10 protein-coding genes are annotated in these 15530 nt (G+C 61.2%); 7 read left to right on the top strand and 3 right to left on the bottom strand.

Annotated features, from left to right (window positions below):
• Positions 1-164: 164 nt before the first annotated feature.
• Entirely contained in the window at positions 165-1721 is a 1557-nt protein-coding gene (locus QWI20_RS27265) for a TerC family protein (RefSeq protein WP_369308073.1), read from the bottom strand.
• Positions 1722-2161: 440 nt separating this feature from the next.
• Positions 2162-2653 carry a GNAT family N-acetyltransferase gene (locus QWI20_RS27260; protein WP_369308072.1) on the bottom strand — a complete coding sequence of 164 codons (492 nt, stop codon included), beginning with the start codon at positions 2651-2653 and terminating at the stop codon, positions 2162-2164.
• Positions 2654-3257: 604 nt separating this feature from the next.
• Between QWI20_RS27260 and glgA the strand changes: the two genes are divergently transcribed.
• From glgA to glgX, 6 genes are all read left to right on the top strand, one after another.
• The gene (glgA, locus tag QWI20_RS27255; protein WP_369308071.1) at positions 3258-4844 is read left to right on the top strand and encodes a glycogen synthase GlgA; all 1587 of its coding nucleotides are present in this window, start codon (positions 3258-3260) and stop codon (positions 4842-4844) included.
• 25 nt (positions 4845-4869) lie between these two features.
• Positions 4870-6696 (top strand): malto-oligosyltrehalose trehalohydrolase, encoded by a 1827-nt coding sequence (treZ, locus tag QWI20_RS27250; RefSeq protein ID WP_369308070.1) that lies wholly within the window; start codon positions 4870-4872, stop codon positions 6694-6696.
• Positions 6686-8770, top strand: coding sequence for a 4-alpha-glucanotransferase (gene malQ, locus QWI20_RS27245; RefSeq protein WP_369308069.1), 2085 nt, complete (start codon positions 6686-6688; stop codon positions 8768-8770). The genes treZ and malQ overlap by 11 nt, the downstream gene beginning before the upstream one ends.
• Positions 8767-11553 carry a malto-oligosyltrehalose synthase gene (locus QWI20_RS27240; RefSeq protein ID WP_369308068.1) on the top strand — a complete coding sequence of 929 codons (2787 nt, stop codon included), beginning with the start codon at positions 8767-8769 and terminating at the stop codon, positions 11551-11553. Before malQ ends, QWI20_RS27240 begins: the two co-directional genes overlap by 4 nt.
• A 16-nt stretch (positions 11554-11569) precedes the next feature.
• The gene (locus QWI20_RS27235; RefSeq protein WP_369308067.1) at positions 11570-12058 is read left to right on the top strand and encodes a DUF2934 domain-containing protein; all 489 of its coding nucleotides are present in this window, start codon (positions 11570-11572) and stop codon (positions 12056-12058) included.
• A gap of 174 nt (positions 12059-12232) precedes the next feature.
• Positions 12233-14419: a glycogen debranching protein GlgX gene (glgX, locus tag QWI20_RS27230; RefSeq protein WP_369308066.1), complete on the top strand. Its 2187-nt coding sequence runs from the start codon at positions 12233-12235 to the stop codon at positions 14417-14419.
• Between the two features lie 47 nt (positions 14420-14466).
• Here glgX and QWI20_RS27225 read toward each other — a convergent pair whose 3' ends face one another.
• Positions 14467-14682, bottom strand: a complete 216-nt coding sequence (locus QWI20_RS27225) for a hypothetical protein (protein WP_369308065.1) — start codon at positions 14680-14682, stop codon at positions 14467-14469.
• A 402-nt stretch (positions 14683-15084) separates the two neighbouring features.
• Between QWI20_RS27225 and QWI20_RS27220 the strand changes: the two genes are divergently transcribed.
• Positions 15085-15414, top strand: a complete 330-nt coding sequence (locus tag QWI20_RS27220) for a hypothetical protein (RefSeq protein WP_369308064.1) — start codon at positions 15085-15087, stop codon at positions 15412-15414.
• The last annotated feature ends 116 nt before the right edge of the window (positions 15415-15530 follow it).

Here is a 15530-nt window from a genome sequence, read left to right as displayed (position 1 = left end):
GGAATGTTTCTGGATCACCGCCCAAGGCCGGGAAGGCCAAGGACGGTGAAGATTTCCAAAACCCGGTACCCAGTGGACCGTAAGGCTGCTCCGCTTAAGTGAACAGCATTATGCGCAATGCAGGCCTTTTTTTGTTCCTCGGAATGGGTGTGCTTAAGCGACGGTTATGGAGCCGGTGTTTGAGTCAGCAGCACGCGGGTCACCCGCCGTTCCTGCACTTGCACGACCTTCAGGTGCCACCCCTCCCACTGCAACTCATCGCCGATCACCGGCAACCGATCCAGCAGGCTCACCACCAGTCCCGCCAGAGTCTGATAATCACTCGTTGCCCGCGCCTTGAAGCCGATGCGTTCGCGCAGGTGACTCAGGTTCATGGCGGCATTGACCAGTACGCCCTCGCCTTCCTCGACCAGGTCCGGGCCCTCGATTTCGCTGGCGTCGGGCAGCTCGCCGGCGATGGATTCGAGGATGTCGGTCATGGTCAGGATGCCGGCGAAATCGCCGAATTCGTTGATCACGAAGGCGATGTGGGTGGACTGCGCACGCATCTGTTCCAGGGCGTTGAGGATCGAGAAGCTCTCCAGCAGATTGAGCGTCGGCCGGGCCAGGTGTTCGATATTCGGCTCGATACCGGACAGCCAGGCGTTGAGCATCTCCTTCTTGTGCACGAAGCCCAGCGGCTCGTCGATGCGGCCCCCGCGGATCAGCGGCAGCCGCGAGTACGACGAGTTGACCAGTCGCTGGCGAATGCCTTCCGGCGTGTCATCCAGATCGATCACGTCGACGTCATTACGCACCGTCATCACACCGCGAATGGGCCGCTGGGCCAATTGCAGCACGCCGCTGATCATCACCCGCTCGCGGCGGTCGAACACCACCTCGTCGCTGTCGCCGTCGAGCATGTCGGCGATCTCTTCACCGACCTCCTCGGCGCTCGGCCTGCGCCCACCCAGCAGGCGCAGCACGGCATGGGCGGTGCGCTCGCGGCGTGGCAGGTCACCTTTGACGCTGCGCTTGCGACGGGCACGGGCGATCTGGTTGAACACCTCGATCAGGATCGAAAAACCGATGGCCGCGTACAGATAGCCCTTGGGGATATGGAAACCCAGGCCGTCGGCGGTCAGGCTGAAACCGATCATCATCAAAAAGCCCAGGCACAGCATGATCACTGTCGGATGGGCGTTGACGAACGCGGTCAACGGCTTGCTGGCGATGATCATGATGGCGATCGAGAACACCACGGCGATCATCATGATCGACAGCTCATCGACCATGCCCACGGCGGTGATCACGGCGTCCAGGGAGAACACCGCGTCGAGCACGACGATTTGCGCGACGATGGGCCAGAACAGCGCGTAGGTTGTACTGCCCGCCCGCTGGGTGACGTGGCCCTCGAGGCGCTCGTGCAATTCCATGGTCGCCTTGAACAGCAGGAACACGCCGCCGAACAGCATGATCAGGTCGCGGCCGGAAAAGCTCTTGCCGAAGACCTCGAACAGCGGCTCGGTCAGTGTGACCATCCACGAAATGCTCGCGAGCAGGCCCAGGCGCATGATTAACGCCAGCGACAGGCCCAGCACCCGCGCGCGGTCGCGCTGCTCGGGCGGCAACTTGTCGGCGAGGATGGCGATGAAAACGAGGTTGTCGATGCCGAGCACCAGCTCAAGCACGATCAGGGTCAGCAGGCCAAGCCAGGCCGTGGGATCAGCGATCCATTCCATGGGTCAGCGCCCCTTCTCGATCAATGGCACAGACACGAAAAGGCCCGACGTGCCGGAAGGCAGGTCGAGCCAGACAGAAATCTTGTTTAAGCGGGATAAAGCGAAGTGAACGCCTGCGACCCTGTTTGAAGGGAATCGGCGACTGGGAGGTTCCAGAGAGAGCGACATGTGAGTCCTGAAAGCAATACGGGAGGCGATCCTATCGCGCTCTCGGAATCGTCTTACAGGACAGAACTGTTACAAATGGTTTGGAAGGTGTTGCCAGGGCAACAACAGAAACACCTCGGGTATTGAGGGGGACATGCTTTAGCCGGGAAGACTTATTGCATCACACCATAAAATTGAAGGTGTTCAAACCGGCCCCTTCCCGGCTGAAGCCGGTCCCAATAAAGGCATGGCGTGCACCCAGTGGGGGGCCGGTTGTGGCCATCATCTACAGGCTACAGCGCTTTCTGCCAGAACAACGCGCGACCCATTTGCGGGTCCAGCTGGTAGTCGGCAAACCCAAGCTTGCGGTACGCGCCTTTCGCGGCTTCGTTGCCTTCGAGCACTTCCAGGGTGATTTTGCAGCAGCCGCGCTGGCGGGCGATTTCTTCGACCTTGGCCAGCATTTTCTGGCTGATGCCCTGGCCTCGTGCCGAGGCGATCACCGCCACATCGTGCACGTTGACCAATGGCCGGCAGGCGAAGGTCGAGAAGCCTTCGAAGCAGTTGACCAGGCCGACCGGCTCGCCGGCGATGAACGCCAGCACGCTGAACGCGTGGGGGCGCTTGGCCAGTTCGATCGCCAATTGCTGACGGGTGTCCATGGACAGCGACTGACCGCCACCCATGGCGTCCTCGGCGTATTGATTGAGCAGAAATCCGATCGCTTCTGCGTGAACCGAATTGCTGTAGCTGGCTTGCAGTACCAGAACCTCAGGGGCTTGCATTGACTTCCTCTACCGCTGGAGAAACCTCAACAGGCATTCGACTCAGTGTGCCGACGTGCCGCGTGGCGGCGATTCTAACGCTCCGGCCGAAAAAATATCCTTATACAGAAGTAGGAAATGTCTCTGATCGGTCAGGAATTCTTCCGGCGCGCACCGAGAAAAGGCAGCGCAAGCAACTTGTGCATACGCCGTCCCACAAAAGCGCAGGGGCTGCGCGCGGATAGACCATCGCCCCGGTAATTGTCCAACAATCCGACCGACGGCACCCCTGTAATAAGGCCTACACCCCATGCTCCACAACGGCGCATTCAGGGCGTTGCAGATCGCTTCATCACCCTGAATTCCACGATACCCCGCGTCGCAGCCCCGCATGCCAGACACCGCCCGGAAAAATTGTCGAAACTTCTACACAGCCGCGGCGGTCATGTGAATAGAGCAACTATGCTGTTGAAATATCGAAGCAGAGTCAGCTTTCACCTTGTCCTCTAATGTGCAGTCGATAAATGGGTATCGATCTTGCGTAGGTCTTGTGTGCCTGGCCATAGGAAATGGCCGTTTACAACCAAGTGCTGTACCAACACTGCATATCGAACTGGAGAAAACGATGATTAGTGCCGCTGTCAAAACCCAGAAGGGAGAGAGTTTTAATCAGCCGGCCAGCGAGCTGACCCATCTGCCGGTCTTCGCAACGACGAGCGCACCTGTGCTGCAACTGCCTCCTGTTCAACCAGTGATTTCTTCGGTGACCCGCAAGAAAGTCCTGTTCGTGACTTCAGAGATGGCCGACCTGGTGAAAACCGGCGGCCTGGGCGATGTGTCTGCCGCACTGCCGCGCGCCATGCGCCACCTGCACGATGTACGCGTGCTGATTCCCGGCTATCCACAGGTCATCAATAGTGGCAACCCGATCCACATCATCAGCGAGCTGCCCGGTCACGCCGCGCTGCCTCCTTGCAAGATCGGCCGGATGGACATGAAAGACGGTCTGGTCATTTACGTGCTGATCTGTCCCGAGTTGTACGAGCGTGAAGGCACGCCCTACGGTGACAATGACGGCCGCGACTGGTCCGACAACCACATTCGCTTTGCCCGCCTGGGCCTGGCGGCTGCCGACTTCGCGGCCGGTGCGGTCAAGACCCAGTGGTGCCCCGAGCTGGTTCACGCTCACGACTGGCCAGCAGGCCTGGCGCCGGCGTACATGAAATGGCGCGGCCAGACCACGCCGTCGATCTTCACTATCCACAACCTGGCGTATCAGGGCTTCGTGAGCATTGCCTCCAGCCGTGAGCTGGGCATTCCCGACTCGGCATTGAGCCCGGAAGGCATGGAGTTTTACGGTCAGTTGTCGTTCATCAAGGCCGGCATGGCGTATTCCAGCCACATCACGACCGTGAGCGCGACCTACGCCAAAGAAATCACCACCCCGGATTTTGGCTGTGGCCTGGAAGGTTTCCTGCAGAGCAAAGCCGATCGCGGGCAGCTCAGCGGCATTCCCAACGGCATCGACGAGAGCTGGGACGCTGCCACCGACGAGCACCTGATCTGCCGCTTCGCTCCTAACGAGTGGACGCGCAAGGAAATCAACGCTGACTACGTGCGCGAGCTGTTTGAACTGGAGCCTTCCACCGGCCCGCTGTTCGCCGTGGTCTCCCGTCTGGTTTACCAGAAGGGTCTGGACCTGACCATCGGGATTGCCGAGCACATCGTCAACAACGGCGGCCAGATTGCGATCATCGGCCGTGGCGAGCCGGAAGAAGAAGACGCCATGCGCGCCCTCGCCGCCCGTTTCCCGGGTCAGGTCAGCGTCCGGGTCGGCTTCAACGAAACCGACGCACGTCGCATGTTCGCCGGCAGTGACTTTCTGCTGATGCCTTCGCGCTACGAACCTTGCGGCTTGAGCCAGATGTACGCCCAGCGCTTTGGCTCCCTGCCGATCGCACGCCGCACTGGCGGCCTCGCGGACACCATCGAAGACGGCTGCACCGGTTTCCTGTTCGACGAATCCACGGTCGAGAGTTACACCGAAGCCCTGACCCGCGCGTTCAAAGTCTTCGAAAGTCCATTGCTGCTCAACGCCATGCGCTGCCGCGCCATGGCCGCTCCGTTCGATTGGCACAAGGCGGTGGAACCCTACGCCGATCTTTATCAGGAGCTGCTGAAGAAAAACGCGGGCGTGGCACTGCACTATTGATAACTCACTGATCAAGGAATTACGGATGCCTTCGCGCACGGATCAACACTGGCGCCACGGCGCCGTCATGCTGGATCCACAACACACCCGGTTTGCCCTCTGGGCACCGGACGCCCAAAGCGTCAGCGTCGAATTCGAAAACGGGCCTGCACAGGCCCTTCAGCCAGAGCAGGACGGCTGGTTCGTGGTCGAGACCGAGTGTGGAGCTGGCACGCGCTATCGCTTCAATGTCGCGCTCGATGGACAAAACAACCTCACTGTTCCTGACCCGGCTTCCCGGGCTCAGGACGGGGACGTGCACGGCTACAGCATCGTCGTCGACCAGACTGCCTACCCATGGAAGAACACCGAGTGGCAAGGCCGGCCCTGGCACGAGGCGGTCATCTATGAGCTGCACGTCGGTGCACTGGGTGGCTACGAAGGCGTTGAGCAGCGTCTGCAGCACTTGGTGGACACCGGCATCACCGCCATCGAGCTGATGCCCATCGCGCAATTCCCGGGTGATCGCAACTGGGGCTACGACGGCGTATTGCCTTACGCCGCGCAGTCGTCCTATGGCACGCCCGATCAGCTCAAGCACTTGATCGACACGGCCCACGGCTTGGGCCTGGCGGTCATTTTGGACGTGGTCTACAACCACTTCGGGCCCGACGGCAACTACCTCGGCGCCTACGCCAAGCACTTCTTCCGCAGCGACAAGAAGACGCCGTGGGGCGATGCGATCGATTTCCGTCGCCGTGAAGTACACGACTTCTTCATCGACAACACGATGATGTGGCTGCAGGACTACCGCTTTGACGGCCTGCGTTTCGACGCTGTGCACGCCATCGAAGACCCGACGTTTCTGAAAGACCTCGCAGCGCACGTACGCCACACGATTCCGTCGGAGCGTCACGTCTGGCTGACCCTGGAAAACGAATTCAACGAAGCCGGACGCATGGATCAGGGCTACGACGCCCAATGGAACGATGACGGCCACAACACGCTGCATGTCCTGCTGACCGGCGAGACTGACGCGTACTACACCGACTTCGCTGAAAAGCCCACGCAGAAGCTGGCCCGTTTGCTGGGTGAAGGCTTCGTCTATCAGGGCGAATCCACCCGTCATGGTCACGCCCGGGGCGAACCGAGCGGCCATTTGCCGCCCACTTCCTTCGTGCTGTTTCTGCAGAACCACGACCAGATCGGCAACCGGGCCTTCGGCGAGCGTCTGGTCCAGCTGAGCCCGCCCCCTGCATTGCAGGCGGCGACCGCGCTGTTGCTGCTGTCACCGATGATTCCGCTGATGTTCATGGGCGATGAGTGGGGCGCAAGCGAGCCGTTCCTGTTCTTCACTGACTTCCATGACGAGCTGGCAGATGCCGTGCGCGAAGGACGTCGGGGCGAGTTCAAGGATTTTGCCGCGTTCAAGGACCCGGCCAAGCGCGAGCAGATCCCGGATCCCAACGCCCTTAAGACCTTCGAGTCCTCGCGTCCGGCGTTCGATGCGCTGCTGCTGGAAACCGACAAGGGTCAGGACCATCGCAACTGGCTTGAGCTCTACAAAACCTTGCTGCACATTCGCAAGACCGAGCTGTTCCCTCGCCTGCACGGCGCCAGCGCGTTGGGCGTGAAAGAGCTCGGCGACAAAGCCGTCAGCGCACGCTGGGAACTGGGCGACGGCAGCGAGTTGCGCATCGATCTGAACCTCGGCAGCGAGGCGGTCGACACTGATGATTACACTGGCTACAGGGTGCTTCATCAATCCCGTGCCAAGTCCGCAGAACTTTCCCCATCCGCCACCCTCAATCCATACACGGCCATTGTCAGCCTGAAATCGAGTGACGTTGTGGAGGAACAGGATGAGCAATGAGCAACTGGAAAAACTGGCAGCCCAGGCGGGCCTGTCGGTTGACTGGAAGGACGCCAACGCCAAACCGCAACACGTAAGCCCCGAGGTCCTGCGCAAGGTCCTCGGGGGGCTGGGCTACCCCGCCGAGACCGAAGAAGACGTCGAAGCCAGCCTCAAACGTCTTAATGAAGAAAGCCAGCCGGCCACCCCGCCGCCGTTGATGACCGTCGACCACGGCCAGGATCTGGACCTGTCGAGCTGGTTCGCCCCAGCCACCGCGTTCAAGCTGACGCTGGAAGACGGCTCGCTGCTCGAAGCGAAGCTCACCGACAAGGCTGCGCTGCCCGGACTGGCGACGATGGGTTATCACCAGCTGGAAGTAGACGGCCAGCAGCTGACCATCGCCGTTGCGCCGAAGACCTGCTACAGCCTGACCATGGCCAGCAAGAAGTCCATCGCCCGCGACTGGGGCCTGACCACTCAGCTGTACTACCTGCGTCGCGAAGGCGATGGCGGTATCGGCGACACCCAAGGGCTGGAAGCCTTTGTCCGCGACGCCGGCGCACGTGGCGCTTCGGCCGTGGCAATCAGCCCGGTTCACGCGATGTTCTCCAACGACAGCGAGCGCTACAGCCCGTACTCGCCGTCCAGCCGCCTCTTCCTCAACGCGCTGTACGCCGCGCCCGGCACCATCCTCGGTGACCGCGCGGTTGAGCAGGCGATCGAGAAAGCCGGCCTGGCCGACGAGTTCAAGCGTCTGGAATCACTGGAGCTGATCGAATGGCCCGCCGCCGCCAAAGCCAAATATGCCCTGCTGCGCGAGCTGTATGCCGGCTTCATCGGCAGCGATCATCCCTTCCATGAGGACTTCAAGAGCTTCCGCCAAGCGGGCGGTGAAGCCCTGGAAAACCACTGCCGTTTCGAAGCCCTACGTGATGCGGGCGACGAACTGGGCATGGGCGGCAACTGGCATGAATGGCCGGAGCAGTACAAGAACCCGCGTAACCCTGCCCTCGACGCATTCGCCAAAGCGCACGTCGAAGAGATCGGCTTTCACGCCTTCGCGCAGTGGCTGATCGCGCGCGGCCTCGAACGCGCCCAGACCGCCGCACGATCGAGCGGCATGAGCGTCGGCCTGATCGGTGATCTGGCTGTGGGTGCCGACGGTGCCGGCAGTCAGGCCTGGAGTCGTCAGGACGAGTTGCTCTCCTCGCTGACCGTGGGCGCGCCGCCGGACATTCTCAACCGCTCGGGCCAGAGCTGGGGCATTTCGGCGTTCTCGCCGACCGGCCTGAAGCGCAATGGTTTTCAAGCGTTCATCGAAATGCTCCGGGCCAACTTCGCCCACGCCGGTGGCCTGCGCATCGACCACGTGATGGGGCTGCAGCGCTTGTGGGTGGTCCCGCTGGGATCGCCTGCGAGTGAAGGCGCTTACCTGAATTACCCGCTGGACGACATGCTGCGTTTGTTGAGCCTGGAATCCTGGCGTCACGAAGCGATCGTTTTGGGCGAAGACCTCGGCACGGTACCCGAAGGTCTGCACGAGAAACTGTCCGAGCGCGAGATCCTCGGTATGCGCGTGCTGCTGTTCGAACAGGACGACGCGACGTTCAAGCCCATCACGAAGTGGTCCAGAGACGCACTGGCCACCACCAGCACCCACGACCTGCCCACCCTCACCGGTTGGCTGAGCGAGCTGGACATTGATTGGAACAAAAAACTCGGGCTTGTCGATGACGAAGCCGAGCAGAAGATGCGCGACGGCCGCGACCGGGAGCGCAAAGGGTTGATCACGGCGCTCAAGCAGAACTACACGCTGCCGAGCAGCGGTGAAAGTGTGAGCGCCAAAGACGCCATCGACTACAGCATTGCTTACCTCGGCCACACCCCGGCACCGTTGGTACTGCTCCCGATCGAGGACGCCCTCGGCATCGCCGAGCAGGCGAACTTCCCCGGCACCATCGACAGTCATCCCAATTGGCGACGTCGGCTCAACGGCGACAGCGGTTCTCTGCTGGACAACGCCGATGCAGCACGACGACTTGAAATTCTGGCAGCGGCACGGCAACAAGCCGCGGAGCGTGATCAAAAATGAGTACCCCTCTTAAATCCCTGCGCGCCACCCAGCGCCTGCAGTTTCACAAAGACTTCACCCTGGACGACGCGACCAAGCTGGTGCCGTACTTCGCCAGCCTGGGCATCAGCCACATCTACGCCTCGCCGCTGCTGAAAGCCCGCGCCGGTTCCATGCACGGCTATGACGTGGTCGACCCACGGGTGATCAACCCCGAACTGGGCGGTGAGCCGGCCTTGCTGCGTCTGGTCGCGGCGCTGCGTGAGCACGGCATGGGCCTGATTCTCGACATCGTCTCCAACCACATGGCAGTCGGCGGCAATGACAACCCCTGGTGGCTTGACCTCCTCGAATGGGGCCAGCGCAGCCCGTACGCCAAGTTCTTCGACATCCAGTGGAATTCCCCTGACCCGCTGCTCAAGGGCCAGCTGTTGCTGCCGTTCCTGAGCACCGACTACGGCACCGTGTTGCAGAACGGTGAAGTGCCCCTGCGTTTCGATGCGGAGCGCGGCACCTTTCACGCCGAGCACTATCAGCACCTCTTCCCGATCAACCCGGCCACGTACGCGCCGCTGTTGAAGGCAGCGAAGCGTCCCGAGCTTGATGAACTGGCCCAGCGCTTCGCCGACCTCGACAATTATCCTCAGGCCTACGAGCGTGCCCGTCAGGCCAAGGCGGAGCTGGCCGAAGCGGTGAAGGCCAAACCCGAGCTGGTCAAGGCCGTTGAAGAAGGCCTGGCGCAGTTTGACTCCAGCACCCCGGAAGGCTTCGATCGCCTGCACCGTTTGCTTGAGCAGCAAGACTATCGTCTGGCGAGCTGGCGCACAGCGGGTGACGACATCAACTGGCGGCGTTTCTTCGACATCAACGAGCTGGGCGGCCTGAAGGTCGAGCGCTCGCAGGTGTTCGAAGCGACCCACGGCAAGATTTTCGAACTCATCGCCAAAGGCCTTGTGGACGGTCTGCGCATCGACCACATCGATGGCCTCGCTGACCCGCGCGGGTATTGCCGCAAGCTGCGTCGTCGCGTCGACAGCCTGATGAAGCTGCGCCCGGCGGGCACCGAGCTGGAACGTCTGCCGATTTTCGTCGAGAAGATCCTCGGCCCCGACGAGCAACTGCGCACCGACTGGAACGTCGACGGCACCACCGGTTATGAATTCATGAACCAGGTGTCGCTGCTGCAGCACGATCCGAAAGGTGAAGCCGTGCTGGGCGAGCTGTGGAGCCGCATCAGCGGACGCACGGCCGACTTCAATCAGGAAGTGCTGGAAGCCCGCGATCTGGTCCTTCACGGCACGCTGGCAGGCGATTTCGAAAACCTGGCCCAGGCACTGCTGCAGGTTTCGCGCAGTGATGTGATGACCCGCGACATGACCCTTGGTGCCATCCGCCGCGCGCTGCTGGCGCTGGTCAGCAACTTCCCGGTCTACCGCACCTACCTCACCGCCTGCGGCCGTTCTGCCGAGGACGAGCGCTTCTTCCAGCAGGCCATGGACGGTGCGCGGGAGATGCTCAGCGAAGGCGACTGGCCGGTGCTGGATTCCCTCAAGCTGTGGCTCGGCGGCGAGAAGCTGCGCGACTACCCGACGGGCCGGTTGCGCGAGATGCGCCGCAAGGCCGGCAACCGCTTCCAGCAGTTGACGTCGCCAGTGGCGGCGAAATCGGTGGAAGACACGTCGTTCTATCGCTCCGCCGTGCTGCTCTCGCGCAACGATGTGGGCTTCCACCCGCAACATTTCAGTGCGCCGGTGGAGGCGTTTCATCAAGTCTCCATTGAGCGTCACAAGAGCTTCCCGAACAACCTGCTGACCACCGCGACCCACGACCACAAGCGCGGCGAAGACACCCGAACGCGTCTGGCCGTGCTCAGCGAACTGGCGCCCTGGTACGCCGAGCAGGTCGAGCGCTGGCAGCAGCTGTCGGCGCCGCTCAAGGCGGGTGACACCCACATCAGCCCGGGTGACGAGCTGATGCTGTATCAGGCAATCATCGGCAGCTGGCCGCTGGATCTCGAAGGCGAGCCGGCTTTCGAAGCCTACGCCAAGCGCCTGACCCAGTGGCAGGAAAAGGCCCTGCGCGAAGCCAAACTGCAGAGCAGCTGGAGCGCGCCCAACGAGGCGTACGAGACCGCGTGCCGCGAGTTTCTCCAGCACTTGCTGCTGAACGCCGATGGCCTGGCACTGCGTCAATCCATCGGTGCCACGGCCAATCGCATCGCGACGGCCGGCGCGCTCAACAGTCTGGCGCAAACTTTGCTGCGAATGACTGCGCCCGGTGTGCCTGATCTGTATCAGGGCACTGAGTTCTGGGACTTCAGCCTCGTGGATCCGGATAACCGTCGTCCGGTGGATTACCCCGCTCGCGAACGTGCATTGCAGGCGTCCGCGCCGGTCACCGAGCTGTTGAACCAGTGGCACGATGGCCGGATCAAGCAGGCGTTGATTGCTCAGGTGCTTAGCCTGCGCAATGAGTACCCCGCGCTGTTCAGTGAAGGCGAATATCAACCCCTTGAAGTGGTGGGTGAAAAAGCCGATCACGTCATCGCTTTTGCCCGGGTAACGAAGGAGATGCGGGCTATTGTTGTGGTTCCGCGATTGCCGGCTGAACTATTGGGCACTGCGCAAACTCCATTCATCAATGCAGCAAATTGGGGCGATACACGAATCAACCTGCCGTTCGCTGATTCACATCCAAATTGGAAGGGACTTTTTTCACAGGCTACAGTCACATCCAGCAAGGAAATGTTGCTCAGCGCAGCGCTCAAGGAAATTTCTGTAAACCTGCTTATACAAACCTTGTGATACCGGGAGTGTCGAGATGAGTGCCGACGATAAGAGAATCAGCGAGCTTGCCCACCAGATCTGGGAAACGGAAGGCAAGCCACATGGGCAAGATGCCCGCCACTGGGAAATGGCTAGCAAGTTGGCCGCCGCCGAGGCGAAGTCGCCTAAAAAACCGGCTGCTGCGAAGACGGCGAAGTCCAAGCTTGACGGCAAAGCGGAGCCCAAGGCTGCTGCTGCCAAACCCGCTGCGAAGGGTGCAGCCAAACCGGCGGCGAAGTCTGCTGCCAAGCCTGCGGCTAAACCCGCAGCCGCTTCAGCGGCAAAATCAGCCGGCAGCTCCGCTGATCAGGCTGCCAGCAAACCCGAAGCCAAAGCTGACGCCAAGCCTGCCGCTAAACCGGCAGCCAAGGCGCCCGCCAAACCCAAGGCTGCTGCGAGCGGTACCGATGCTGCCGCCAAACCGGCCAAGCCGGCGGCCAAGTCTTCTGCCAAGAAGCCTGCTGCAGCCAAGCCTGCGTCTTGATCAACTGCTTTAACGCGTCACTGCTGCGCAGCTAACACCCCTACCGCAGGGATCGCCTTAAAACGGTCGTACCCCTGCGGTAACTTTCAAACCTGTTGCATCGATGGCGCAGTCCCGCACTGAGGCCACGGCTTTGTTCGCCTTCAGGAACTCATTCGAACGTCAGGAATACACATGAGCACGCAAGATAAGAACGCCGCTACACAGAATGAATCCGGCAACGCTGGCAGCCCCGAAGTCACCGCTTCGCGCATTCGTGAAGGCCTGCCCTTCCCGCTCGGCGCCAGCTGGGACGGCCTTGGCGTCAACTTCGCCATCTTTTCCGCCAACGCCACCAAGGTCGAGCTGTGCCTGTTCGACTCCGCCGGTGAAGTGGAGCTTGAGCGTATCGAGCTGCCGGAATACACCGACGAGATCTTTCACGGTTACCTGCCGGACGCCCACCCGGGTCAGGTGTATGGCTATCGCGTCTATGGTCCGTACGATCCGAAGAACGGCCACCGCTTCAACCACAACAAGCTGCTGATCGACCCGTACGCCAAGCAACTGGTCGGCGAGCTGAAGTGGTCCGAGGCGCTGTTCGGCTATACCATCGGCCACCCGGACGACGACCTGAGCTTCGACGAGCGTGACAGCGCCCCCTTCGTGCCCAAGTGTAAAGTCATCGACCCTGCCTACACCTGGGGCCGCGAACAGCGTGTGGAAGTGCCGTGGGACAAGACGATTTTCTACGAGACCCACACTCGCGGTTTCACCATGCGTCACCCGTCCGTGCCTGATGAAGTCAAAGGCACGTTCGCCGGCCTGATGGTCGATGACGTGATCAAGCACATCAAAGGTCTTGGCGTCACCTCGATCGAACTGCTGCCGATCCACGCCTTCGTCAACGACCAGCACTTGCTGGAAAAGGGCATGACCAACTACTGGGGTTACAACACCCTGGCGTTCTTTGCACCGGATCCACGCTACCTGGCCCATGGCAAGATTTCCGAGTTCAAGGAAATGGTTGCGCACATGCACCACGCCAACCTGGAAGTGATCCTGGACGTGGTCTACAACCACACCGCCGAAGGCAACGAGCGCGGCCCGACCCTGTCGATGCGCGGTATCGACAACGCCTCGTACTACCGCCTGATGCCGGATGACAAGCGTTTCTACATCAACGATTCGGGTACCGGCAACACACTCGACCTGAGCCACCCGTGCGTGCTGCAGATGGTCACCGACTCGCTGCGCTACTGGGCAACCGAGATGCACGTCGACGGCTTCCGCTTCGACCTGGCCACCATCCTCGGCCGTTACCACGATGGTTTCAGCGAACGCCACAGCTTCCTCGTGGCCTGCCGCCAGGATCCGGTGCTGCGTTCGGTGAAACTGATCGCAGAGCCATGGGACTGCGGTCCAGGCGGTTACCAGGTCGGCAACTTCGCGCCGGGCTGGGCGGAGTGGAACGACAAATTCCGCGACAACATCCGTGCCTTCTGGAAAGGCGATGAAGGCCAACTGGCCGACTTCGCCAACCGCATGACGGCGTCGGGCAACCTGTTCAACCAGCGTGGCCGCCGGCCGTATGCGTCGGTGAACTTCATCACCGCCCACGATGGCTTCACGCTGCACGACCTGGTGTCGTACAACGACAAGCACAACGAGGACAACGACGAGAACAACCAGGACGGCAGCAACGACAACCGTTCATGGAACTGCGGCGTCGAAGGCCCGACCGACGACCCGGAAATCAATGCCCTGCGTTTGCGTCAGATGCGTAACTTCTTTTCGACGCTGATCCTGGCCCAGGGCACGCCGATGGTGGTCGCCGGCGACGAGTTCGCCCGTACCCAGCACGGCAACAACAACGCCTATTGCCAGGACAGCGAGATCGGCTGGGTCAATTGGTATCTGGATGAAGACGGCAAGGCCTTGCTGGCATTCGTCAAGCGTCTGATCAAGCTGCGTCAGTCGTACCCGATCCTGCGTCGTAGCCGCTTCCTGGTGGGCGATTACAACGAAGAACTGGGCGTGAAGGACGTGACGTGGTTGTCGCCAAGCGGCGAAGAGATGACCATCGAGCAGTGGGAAGATCCGAACGGCCGCTGCCTGGGCATGTTGATGGATGGCCGCGCGCAAGAAACCGGTATCCGTCGTCGCGGCTCCGAAGCGACGCTGCTGCTGGTGGTCAACTCCCACCATGACGGCGTCAACTTCACGCTGCCGGAGGTGCCGGAAGGCCTCAACTGGACCAGCCTGATTGACACCAATCAGCCAGAGATCGATGGCAAGGATCAGTTCGAGTTCGGCAGCGAGTACACGGTCACGCCGCGTTCGCTGTTGCTGTTTGAACTGCAGAAGGCTCCACAGGCGTAACTGTTCGCGCCTGGATTTATAGCGACACCTGCTTGCCCGCGATGGGGTCATTCAGCCAGATGTAATGGCTGGCTGATCCGGTCGCGGGCAAGCGTCGTTTTACCCGCTCCTTTTTCCTGTCTGCGGCCTGTCCCTGCGCTGCTCCCCCCGGATTCATTGACTTTGTAGTCACGAATCGACCTCCATGTTCTGAAACTACAAAATATGTAGTGATTGAAAATAATCACTACAAAACCGTTGACGAGGCCTTTTGCCGACTGCATAGTGCAGGCGTCTCCCCGATCGGGAGAGCTGGCAAAAGTATTCCGGGCCCGTTCGACACAGCCGTCGAACAACCTCTGGATGTGTGCTGCCCACAAGGCAGATTGATGAAGCCGAACCGGCATGATCGACCCACCAGGCCGAGCGCTGGCGACACGTCCTCATGACACTTGTGGTCGACCACCCAGTCGCCCGTGTCTTCCAGGCGTCCGCCCTTTCTCGTCCAGGTCCGATCTTTCCCCCTGCCTTCATCAATACCCACACGTTTGCGGCCCGGCACCGGCTCTGTGTACCGACGGACCATGTTTGTCAGCGTTTGGAAGGACTGCGAATCGACGGACGATTCGCCATTGCGTTTGAACTCACTCGATAGATTAACCAGTGGTCAAAAAGGGGTAACAACCATGAACCTGAACAACCAACCTACCATTGATCAATTGGCTCGACTGTTCGCCGCTCGCAAGGATTCCCTTGATAGCCACATCCTCTGGGTGTGCGAGGAAGGCAACGTGCACATGGACGGCCTGGGTGCCTGCACCGAGGAAGAACAATTCGAGAGTCAGCACCCGCACATGCGTGCCCGGCTGAAGATGTACCGCAAGGGCCACGGCTATGTCGGCAAAAAGGCCGCGGCGGACAAGCAGTTCCTCTGCCAGGTGCTGGAAACCCTGAGCAGTGAATGGGGTGCCGTTCAGCAAGCGCCTGGCCTGCGGGTCATTGACAAGCTCTGCTGATTGAAGCGGCGTGGGGGGGGCGCGGTTGTTGGGGGGGGGGGCGGCGGGGGTTTGGGGGGGGGGTTTCAATTATACCCCCCCCCCCCCCCCCCCCGCCCCCGCCCCCCCCCTATTAG

It is taken from the genome of Pseudomonas sp. W2-17 (genome assembly GCF_041060445.1).
Classification (GTDB): Bacteria; Pseudomonadota; Gammaproteobacteria; order Pseudomonadales; family Pseudomonadaceae; genus Aquipseudomonas.
This window is presented reverse-complemented; position numbering and strand designations above follow the sequence as displayed.

Coding starts and splice junctions, on each gene's coding strand:
- QWI20_RS27265 (WP_369308073.1), bottom strand. CDS start 1,721: ATGGAATGGATCGCTGATCCCACGGCCTGGCTTGGCCTGCTGACCCTG.
- QWI20_RS27260 (WP_369308072.1), bottom strand. CDS start 2,653: ATGCAAGCCCCTGAGGTTCTGGTACTGCAAGCCAGCTACAGCAATTCG.
- glgA (WP_369308071.1), top strand. CDS start 3,258: ATGATTAGTGCCGCTGTCAAAACCCAGAAGGGAGAGAGTTTTAATCAG.
- treZ (WP_369308070.1), top strand. CDS start 4,870: ATGCCTTCGCGCACGGATCAACACTGGCGCCACGGCGCCGTCATGCTG.
- malQ (WP_369308069.1), top strand. CDS start 6,686: ATGAGCAATGAGCAACTGGAAAAACTGGCAGCCCAGGCGGGCCTGTCG.
- QWI20_RS27240 (WP_369308068.1), top strand. CDS start 8,767: ATGAGTACCCCTCTTAAATCCCTGCGCGCCACCCAGCGCCTGCAGTTT.
- QWI20_RS27235 (WP_369308067.1), top strand. CDS start 11,570: ATGAGTGCCGACGATAAGAGAATCAGCGAGCTTGCCCACCAGATCTGG.
- glgX (WP_369308066.1), top strand. CDS start 12,233: ATGAGCACGCAAGATAAGAACGCCGCTACACAGAATGAATCCGGCAAC.
- QWI20_RS27225 (WP_369308065.1), bottom strand. CDS start 14,682: ATGCAGTCGGCAAAAGGCCTCGTCAACGGTTTTGTAGTGATTATTTTC.
- QWI20_RS27220 (WP_369308064.1), top strand. CDS start 15,085: ATGAACCTGAACAACCAACCTACCATTGATCAATTGGCTCGACTGTTC.